Source organism: Bartonella sp. AP57NXGY, from assembly GCF_042195805.1.
GTDB lineage: Bacteria > Pseudomonadota > Alphaproteobacteria > Rhizobiales > Rhizobiaceae > Bartonella.
This window is the reverse complement of record NZ_JBHIOZ010000032.1, coordinates 1-6,543: the sequence shown is the minus strand read 5'-3', so window position 1 is coordinate 6,543 and position 6,543 is coordinate 1. Positions and strand designations below refer to the sequence as shown.

The 6,543-nt window shown below is 35.6% G+C and carries 5 protein-coding genes and 1 tRNA gene; 4 read left to right on the top strand and 2 right to left on the bottom strand.

What is annotated here, in order from left to right:
• Together dusA and glpD are read right to left on the bottom strand one after the other, a co-directional pair.
• On the bottom strand, positions 1-711 hold a 711-nt coding region (gene dusA / locus ACFIL8_RS04970; protein ID WP_375689039.1), incomplete at its 3' end, for a tRNA dihydrouridine(20/20a) synthase DusA.
• A gap of 699 nt (positions 712-1,410) precedes the next feature.
• Positions 1,411-2,940 (bottom strand): glycerol-3-phosphate dehydrogenase, encoded by a 1,530-nt coding sequence (gene glpD, locus ACFIL8_RS04965; protein ID WP_375628154.1) that lies wholly within the window; start codon positions 2,938-2,940, stop codon positions 1,411-1,413.
• A gap of 345 nt (positions 2,941-3,285) precedes the next feature.
• Here glpD and ACFIL8_RS04960 point away from each other — a divergent pair, with 345 nt between their 5' ends.
• The 4 genes from ACFIL8_RS04960 to ACFIL8_RS04945 all read left to right on the top strand — a co-directional run bounded on the left by ACFIL8_RS04960 (position 3,286) and on the right by ACFIL8_RS04945 (position 6,542).
• Positions 3,286-4,158 carry a DsbA family protein gene (locus tag ACFIL8_RS04960; RefSeq protein ID WP_375668375.1) on the top strand — a complete coding sequence of 291 codons (873 nt, stop codon included), beginning with the start codon at positions 3,286-3,288 and terminating at the stop codon, positions 4,156-4,158.
• 242 nt (positions 4,159-4,400) lie between these two features.
• Positions 4,401-4,898, top strand: coding sequence for an acetyl-CoA carboxylase biotin carboxyl carrier protein (accB, locus tag ACFIL8_RS04955; protein ID WP_375613403.1), 498 nt, complete (start codon positions 4,401-4,403; stop codon positions 4,896-4,898).
• A 14-nt stretch (positions 4,899-4,912) separates the two neighbouring features.
• Positions 4,913-6,271, top strand: a complete 1,359-nt coding sequence (gene accC / locus ACFIL8_RS04950; protein ID WP_375638420.1) for an acetyl-CoA carboxylase biotin carboxylase subunit — start codon at positions 4,913-4,915, stop codon at positions 6,269-6,271.
• Positions 6,272-6,466: 195 nt separating this feature from the next.
• A tRNA-Thr gene (locus ACFIL8_RS04945) sits at positions 6,467-6,542 on the top strand.
• Position 6,543 lies beyond the last annotated feature (1 nt).

Sequence of the window (6,543 nt, the reverse complement as noted above, 5' to 3'; positions counted from 1 at the left end):
ATGATAAACTTGGCGACCAACCATGACAGCATCACAGAAAGTTAAGTGTTCTTTGATCTCATCAATCGATTTAATTCCACCATTTATCCCAATGAATTTATGAGGATATTTACGTTTTAATTTGTAAACTCTTTCATAATTAAGGGGCGGAATATTACGGTTTTCTTTCGGACTCAATCCTTGCAGCCATGCCTTGCGTGCATGTATCCAGAGCGCATCACATCCAGCATTCCAAACCTGATTAGCCAAAAGATCTAACGCTAACTCTTCATCTTGTTCGTCCACTCCAATCCGACATTTGACAGTTACAGGTATAGTAACCTCTCGTTTCATCGCTTCCACGGCATTTGCCACAATGTCTGGATGTAGCATCAAACAAGCCCCAAAGACACCTGCTTGAACACGATTTGATGGGCACCCGACATTAAGATTTATTTCGTTGTAGCCAAAATCCTCAGCAATTCGTGCAGCTTCTGCTAACTTTCTCGGATCAGCCCCCCCTAGTTGTAATGCAACTGGACGTTCTTTATCGCTAAAAGCCAACAATTGTTCGCGAACACCATGAATGACAGCATCTGCTACCATCATTTCCGTATAAAGGAGAGCTTTTTTCGTTAAAAGACGATAAAAAAACCTGCAATGTCGGTCTGTCCAGTCCAACATTGGTGCTACTGCAAATTTTATAGGCGATGGAAGGTTGTAAAATATCATGAGGGTATTACTCTCACGTCCCTATAGCTCTCTCTTTATACATAGAAAAATACTTACTTTTAGTTTACGGAAAATTTTATTCTCTTATACTATCATGAGTATAATAACAGTTCATTATTTTCAATTGATATCAAGGTTTACTACAATCAATCATGATAAAACACAATATCGCATTTCTCATAGATTAGTGTTTAGGTATATAAACATGAAAAAAGAAGATTTTCACCATAATATAAAAAACTCATTTACAAGTTCTTCTTACGCTCATCAAGCCTCCATCCTTACATGATTTAGCACAGCATTTAAGATAATAAATGCTAAACTAACACATTATACAATTTTTTATAATAGATTTAATTTTCTTTAGATTTTTTTAACTTATTGTGCAAATAAATGCTACAGAAAGTATCTTTATCTTCTCCTAAAGAAAGAATAAAAATCCTTATTTCACATGAATCTAATTATAAATCATTTTTTTCAATGAGTTATTCTTGGTAACATTCTTGAATTTCACTTTATAAGATAGACAAATTTCATCCTAAATATTCTATCTAATTTTGCCATTTTGTGATTCTTGCAAAAAAAACTAAAATCAGGGTATAGACAGCCATTGCCTTTTTAATATCTATGACTGATATCAGTATCTCTTTAAGGAAAATATTTTACAATATTGCAGATAAAATCTGTAAAATAAAATGATCATAAAAGTTGTTCAATCTCTTGTTGGCTTTGCATATAGGAAGAAAGAGTATCAACCTCTTGTTCATTAAATAGGAGACCCAGTTTTGAACGACGCCATAACACATCTTCACATACTTTAGCCCATTCTTTTTCCATCAACCATTTTACTTCTACTTCATAAAGCCCATGTCCAAAATTTTTTCCTTTATTTGCCTTACCATGTGCAAAGATCACCAATGCTTCCGTACCGTAGGAGCGTGCAAGCCTGCGATGTGTAAAAGCATCTAAATCTGGCATCAAAAGAGCAATCCTATTTTCGATTGTATCTAATTTGTTATAGGGAAAATCACCCCCTGGAAGTACTGCCTTAGCCGTCCATGATGCTCTCTTTTTACCAAGCTCTTTTTCAACAAATTTCATCGCATCTTCAGCCAACTTACGATAAGTTGTAATCTTTCCACCATAAAGATTAAGTATCTTTGGTGTCGTTCCTGTTCCCATTTCTTTTAAAACATAATCGCGCGTAATTTCTTGTGCTTTTGAAGCTCCATCATCATAGAGTGGACGAACTCCCGAGTAAGACCAGACAATCGTTTCAGGCAACACTGGTTGTATGAAATATTCACTGGCTGCTGCACAAATATAATCAATTTCTGTATCAGTAATATGAACGTCAGCCGGATCTCCTTGATAATTACAATCTGTTGTTCCAAGTAAGGTAAACTCTTCTTGATACGGAATAGCAAATATAATACGCCCATCACCATTTTGAAAAATATAAGCACGATCATGAGTATAAAGCTTGGGAACCAAAATATGAGAACCTCTAACAAGCCGTACTGGTGAATGTTCTTTACAATCTAATATGCTTGCTAAAACATGATCAATCCAAGGACCTGTCATATTCGCGACATAAGAAGCTGTGACACTATATTCTTTGCTACTTAACTTGTCTTGAAGAAAGATACGCCATTTATTGTCTTCTTTTTTTAAAGAGAGAACTTCTGTTCGTACTTTTATATCAGCTCCCCACTTTTCTGCATCACGAGCATTGCCAATAACTAAACGCGCATCATCTACTCTTGCATCAGAATATTCAAAACCTCTCTGATATTCTTTCTTCAGTGTAGAGCAAAATTTTTGTGAAAAATTAATCGTTTTACTGCGCCACAATTTCTGATTCCAATTCCCTAAATAATCATAAATAAAAAGTCCAAAACGCAACATCCAAGCAGGGCGCAATTCTTTATGATAAGGAAGGAGAAAACGCAAAGGACGCACAATATGTGGAGCCATACGTAAAATAATCTCGCGTTCTTTCAATGCTTCACGAACAAGTTTGAACTCATAGTGTTCAAGATAACGAAGCCCACCATGAATAAGCTTTGTTGACGCACTTGAGGTCCCAGATGCAAGATCGTTCATTTCAGCCAATCCCACTTTAAATCCGCGTCCTGCTGCATCTCTTGCCAATCCACAGCCGTTTATCCCTCCTCCAATGATAAACAGATCATAATGTGTTGTGGTTTTCATAATTTCACTTTTCATTATTTAATTTTGTTTCTCAGTACTCAATAAAGCAACAGGAAAAAATAATACAAATGTTCTTCATTGTATTATCAACGTACTTTTTCCTAAAATAAACACGCACAAAAAGCTTTTGATACCCTTATACATCAAAACAACATTTGACAAATTAAAGAGATTTTTTTTATCTTTTACAAAACATAATCCTTACCAAGCCAAGGTTTATCATATGAAATCTTTTTAGAGAAAAATTGATGTTTTTTCTCATTCTTAAAGATACACTATAACTAAATGCTTCATTGCACATAGATAGCGCTTTTCATATAGTTCACTCAATGACACCCTAAAAAATGTGAAGGTATACAAATGAATTATCACTCTCAAAACTCGAAAATAACACTTTTTTCAAAAATTTTAGTCATAGTTATGTCGAGTATTTTAATCTTTTTACCTTCTTTATCAAACGCAACATCACACTCAAAAACAGCAAATGATTTAAGCTTAGAAAAGCTTAAATCACAACTTTTGGAAGATTCTAGCTTTTTATCTAAGCTTAAAGAAAAAATGATACCACATACTGATTCTCATCATATTCAACAAATCGTCAGAGAGTATCTTCTTACTCATCCAGAAATTATGATTGAAATGCAGCTTATTCTTCAAGATAAGCTGGAAAAACAGAATGAATACGAAAACCAAAAACAAACTTCTGTCATTCATTCATTAGAAAAAGAGATTTTTCATTCTCCTCATGACGCTGTTTTGGGAAACCCAAATGGTAAAAGAGTGCTTGTCAATTTTTTTGATTACAACTGTGGTTATTGTAAAATTTCCTATTCAAATATAGAAGACTTGATAAAAGAATATCCAGATTTAAAGGTTATTATCAAGGACTTACCAATTTTAAGCTCTGATTCTATGGCAGCCCATACTGTTGCCTACGCATTTCGAAAACAATTTCCAGAGAAATATCCTCAGTTTCACAAAACGCTTTTAATGTATCAGGGTCGTGCAAATGAAGCTAAAGCTATTAAAGTAGCTGTTTCATTAGGAGCAGATGAAAAAAAACTACATAATGCAATAAAAGATCCCACTCTGCAAAACGCTTTTAAAAAAAACATTCAAATTGCCTCTGCACTTCATATTACGGGAACACCTTCTTACATCATTGGTGATAAAATATTCATCGGCGCAGCCAGACAAGATATTCTAAAACAAGCGATAGATAATACACAGTGAATACCTGATCCGTTTTAGGAAGAATACTGTAAATGAGGTAATTTTATGCTTTCTCTTTTTTGATAACAGGCTTATAAGTGCAATTTTACGTAAAGCAGATACAAGTTTTAAATTGCAAAGTATAATGATTTAAAGGAAATAAAAATCTTTAAAGCCTCAAAAGATGTCATCCCTAATCTAGAGATATTCGGTCATAAAATGAGATAATGACGATCTTCATTGATCAAGGAGTTAGAAATAAAATGGCAACAAAAAAAATGGATTCGGCAAAAACCGCAATTGATACGAAAATTATTCGTGATCTTGCTGAAATTTTGAATGATACAAATTTAACGAACATTGAAGTTGAACAAGGGGAGCTTCGTATTTGTGTCTCACGCCAAAATACCTTAACTTCTTCTGAGCAAGCAATCTATGCCCCTGTTTCTACTCCTACTTTTTCTGTAACATCTTCTCCAGTTCCAACAGCTGAATCTCCTATACAATCTATCCAAGAAGATAAATCAAAAAACACAATAACCTCCCCAATGGTTGGAACAGCTTATCTTGCACCCTCACCAGGCGCACAACCTTTTGTAGAAGTAGGACAAAATGTTTCTGAAGGGGAGACATTACTTATTATTGAAGCCATGAAAACAATGAATCAAATTTCATCACCGCGCTCCGGTACGGTAACCACTGTTCTTGTCAAAGATGGTCAACCTGTTGAATTTGGTGAACCACTTATTATTGTTGAATAAAGCGAGGGGCAACCATGATTCGAAAAATCCTCATTGCTAATCGAGGAGAAATTGCTCTTCGCGTTTTACGTGCATGTAAAGAACTTGGCATAAAAACCGTGGCTGTTCACTCTACCGCTGATGCAGATGCAATGCATGTTCGTCTTGCTGACGAAAGTGTTTGTATTGGCCCTCCTCCCGCTCGTGATTCTTATTTGAGTATTCAGCAAATTATTGCTGCTTGTGAAATTACAGGAGCGGATGCTGTTCATCCAGGTTATGGCTTTCTTTCTGAAAATGCAAAATTTGCAGATGTTCTAGAAGCCCATAATATTACATTCATCGGTCCAACAGCTACTCATATCCGCATCATGGGCGATAAAATCGAAGCAAAGAAAACCGCCAAAAAACTTGGTATTCCTGTAGTTCCAGGTTCAGATGGAGCAGTCACTGAAGAATCAGATGCTTTACGCACTGCTCGTGAAATTGGTTATCCAGTTATTATAAAAGCTTCTGCCGGTGGTGGCGGACGTGGTATGAAAGTCGTTCATTCTGAACAAGAATTTTCTATAGCTCTCAAAACAACGCGTTCAGAAGCGAAAGCTGCTTTTGGTGATGACGCTGTTTACATAGAAAAATATTTAGAAAAACCCCGTCATATTGAAATTCAAGTCATAGGTGATGGTGCGGGAAATGCTATTCATTTAGGAGAACGCGATTGTTCACTTCAACGACGGCATCAAAAAGTATGGGAAGAAGCTACGTCACCTGCACTTAATGAAACTGAACGGAAAAAAATTGGAAATATTGTTGCAAATGCTTGTGCCCAACTTGGATATCGTGGAGCTGGTACTATTGAATTTCTTTATGAAAATGGCGAATTTTATTTTATTGAAATGAATACACGTTTACAAGTCGAGCATCCTGTAACTGAAGCAATTACAGGTATAGATTTAGTCCACGAACAAATCCATATTGCATCAGGCTGTAAACTTTCAGTGACACAAGATGAAGTCTGTTTTTCTGGTCATGCCATTGAATGCCGTATTAATGCAGAAGATCCTATTAACTTTACGCCATCACCTGGAACCATTACACATTTTCATACACCTGGAGGTTTAGGGATTCGTGTTGATTCAGGCGCTTATTCAGGTTATCGCATTCCTCCTTACTATGATAGCATGATTGGAAAGCTGATTGTTCATGGACGTACCCGTTTAGAATGTATGATGCGTTTACGGCGTGCTTTAGATGAATTTGTCGTCGATGGGATAAAAACTACACTGCCTCTTTTTCGCGATCTTATTAATAATCAAGATGTTGCTGATGGTAATTATAATATTCACTGGCTAGAAAATTACCTTGCTCATCAATCAAAGTCTTCAGATTCGTAATTCGATAGCAAAACGGTGCATTCTTATAAAAGATTCTATAAGATATCAACATAAGGATAGTTCCAACCTTGCTGTAAAAAGTGGAAAAAGGAAATAAATTGGTTATTTTTTATATAGTTTTCTTTTAATATACATAAAATTTAATAATTTTCTGTTTTCCTTTTTGTTAGTTTGTGCTAACTCCTACATGGTTACGCCCTTATAGCTCAGTTGGTAGAGCACCTGATTTGTAATCAGGGGGTCGGGAGTTCGAGTCTCTCTGGGGGCACCAT

What these genes read in the sequence shown, in the direction of transcription:
- glpD (WP_375628154.1), bottom strand. Translation starts at nt 2,940, where the DNA reads ATGAAAAGTGAAATTATGAAAACCACAACACATTATGATCTGTTTATC.
- ACFIL8_RS04960 (WP_375668375.1), top strand. Translation starts at nt 3,286, where the DNA reads ATGAATTATCACTCTCAAAACTCGAAAATAACACTTTTTTCAAAAATT.
- accB (WP_375613403.1), top strand. Translation starts at nt 4,401, where the DNA reads ATGGCAACAAAAAAAATGGATTCGGCAAAAACCGCAATTGATACGAAA.
- accC (WP_375638420.1), top strand. Translation starts at nt 4,913, where the DNA reads ATGATTCGAAAAATCCTCATTGCTAATCGAGGAGAAATTGCTCTTCGC.